Origin of the sequence: Streptomyces sp. IBSBF 2435 (assembly GCF_036815005.1) — a bacterium.
In the GTDB taxonomy this organism is placed as follows: domain Bacteria; phylum Actinomycetota; class Actinomycetes; order Streptomycetales; family Streptomycetaceae; genus Actinacidiphila.
Genome location: NZ_JAJSYW010000381.1, coordinates 1 through 2,422, shown reverse-complemented (window position 1 = coordinate 2,422; position 2,422 = coordinate 1). Strand labels below are relative to the sequence as shown.

Here is a 2,422-nt window from a genome sequence, read left to right as displayed (position 1 = left end):
TTACCGAACGACGCCGTCTCCGACGTAAAACGATCACCCGTAAGCTGCATACCATCACCGGAATCACCAGCGAACCGGATGATCACCCGGTCCATGCGCTGGACCTTCTTGGCGGTCCTGATCTGTTCGTCGGACACGGTGGCGTCCGGCGAGTGCTCCGCCTCTTCGACCTGGCTGGTCACGTTACTGGGCCTCCTGAAGCAGTAGCTGCCCCCGCTGGGCAGCCCTGGGTGTACCGGTCGGCCCCGACTGGGGTCCCGGGGGCGGGCCGGTACGGATCCTGGCGCCGGACCGCGGTGGGCACCGCGGCCGGCCGGCATGGCGCGGGGCGGTCGGCTGCCGCCCCGCCAGGTGCGTTCACTGCGGCGGGTTGCCGTGCTTGCGCACCGGGAGATCGGCGTGCTTGGTCCGCAGCATGCGCAGCGAGCGGACCAGGATGTCGCGGGTGTCCACGGGGTCGATGACGTCGTCGACCAGGCCGCGTTCGGCCGCGTAGTAGGGGTGCATGAGTTCGTCCTTGTACTGCTTGACCATCTCCGCACGGGTCTCGTCCGGGTCGTCGGAGTCGGCGATCTGCCGGCGGAAGATGACGTTGGCCGCGCCTTCCGCGCCCATCACCGCGATCTCGTTCGACGGCCAGGCGAACGACAGGTCGGCGCCCACCGAGCGGGAGTCCATGACGATGTACGCGCCCCCGTAGGCCTTGCGGATCACGAGGGAGATGCGCGGGACTGTCGCGTTGCAGTAGGCGTACAGGAGCTTGGCGCCGTGCCTGATGATGCCGCCGTGCTCCTGGCCGACGCCGGGCAGGAAGCCGGGGACGTCGATCAGGGTGAGGATCGGGATGTTGAAGGCGTCGCAGAACTGGACGAAGCGCGCGGCCTTCTCGGAGGCGTGGATGTCCAGGACGCCGGCCATGGACTGCGGCTGGTTGGCCACGATGCCGACGGTGTGGCCGTCGAGGCGGGCCAGGGCGCAGATGATGTTGGTGGCCCAGTGCTCGTGGATCTCCAGGTATTCGCCGTCGTCGACGATCTCCTCGATGACCGCGCGCATGTCGTAGGGCCGCTGGCCCTCGACGGGCACCAGGTCGAGCAGCCGCTCGCAGCGCCGGTCCACCGGGTCGTGGGCGGGTTCCTCCGGTGCCGTCTCGCGGTTGTTCTGCGGCAGCAGCGAGAGCAGGTAGCGGACCTCTTCGAGGCAGGTCTGCTCGTCGTCGTAGGCGAAGTGCGAGACGCCCGACACNTCTCGCGGTTGTTCTGCGGCAGCAGCGAGAGCAGGTAGCGGACCTCTTCGAGGCAGGTCTGCTCGTCGTCGTAGGCGAAGTGCGAGACGCCCGACACCCCGGCGTGGACGTCGGCGCCGCCCAGGCCGTTCTGGGTGATCAGCTCACCGGTGACGGCCTGCACCACATCGGGGCCGGTGATGAACATCTGGGAGGTCTCGCGGACCATGAACACGAAGTCGGTGAGCGCCGGCGAGTAGGCGGCGCCGCCCGCGCAGGGACCGAGCATCACGCTGATCTGCGGGATCACCCCGGAGGCACGGGTGTTGCGCTGGAAGATGCCGCCGTATCCGGCCAGCGCCGAGACGCCCTCCTGGATACGCGCGCCGGCCCCGTCGTTGAGCGACACCAGCGGGGCGCCGGCCGAGATCGCCATGTCCATGATCTTGTGGATCTTCGTCGCGTGGGCCTCGCCCAGCGCGCCGCCGAAGATCCGGAAGTCGTGCGCGTAGACGAAGACCGTACGGCCGTGCACCAGGCCCCAGCCGGTGATCACACCGTCGGTGTAGGGCCGTTTGGCCTCCAGCCCGAACCCGGTCGCCCGGTGCCGCCGCAAGGGCTCCACCTCGCGGAAGGTGCCCTCGTCCAGCAGCAGGCCGATCCGCTCACGCGCGGTGAGCTTGCCCTTGGCGNCCGGTGCCGCCGCAAGGGCTCCACCTCGCGGAAGGTGCCCTCGTCCAGCAGCAGGCCGATCCGCTCACGCGCGGTGAGCTTGCCCTTGGCGTGCTGGGCCTCGGTCGCCTGGGCGCCGGGACCCTGCTGGGCCAGCTCCTGGACGGCCTGCAGTTCCGCGACCCGGGCGCGCAGGTCCCCGGTGCCCGGCGCTGTCTGCACGATGTCCTCGATGATGGTCATCGTGAATCACTCGCCTCCCCGAGTCGTGTCCTTGTCGGTCCCGTGCTGCTGCACGTCCCTCACCTAGCCTTCCTCGTCAACAGGTCTGCCGGTCGGACACAGCCGCCGGCGCTGTTCGGGAACCCGAAGCCGCCACGTACCCGCGGCTCCTGGTCGGAGTGGCCGCGGGTGCGCGGCGACGGGTACGCGGCGGGCATCGGCGCGCGCCGGTCGTGCGGCGGGCCCCCCCGGCCCGCCCCCCGCCCCCCCCCCCCCGGTTTTACCTTTAATAATACACCCCAA

The 2,422-nt window shown here is 69.9% G+C and carries 1 protein-coding gene and 1 pseudogene; both read right to left on the bottom strand.

Annotated features, from left to right (window positions below; translation table 11 throughout):
* Nucleotides 1–182 (bottom strand): hypothetical protein (locus tag V7E46_RS33555; RefSeq protein WP_333771928.1); only part of this gene is annotated, 182 nt, incomplete at its 3' end.
* A 175-nt stretch (nt 183–357) separates the two neighbouring features.
* Nucleotides 358–2,140, bottom strand: a pseudogene (locus tag V7E46_RS33550) (acyl-CoA carboxylase subunit beta).
* Between the last annotated feature and the right edge of the window lie 282 nt (nt 2,141–2,422).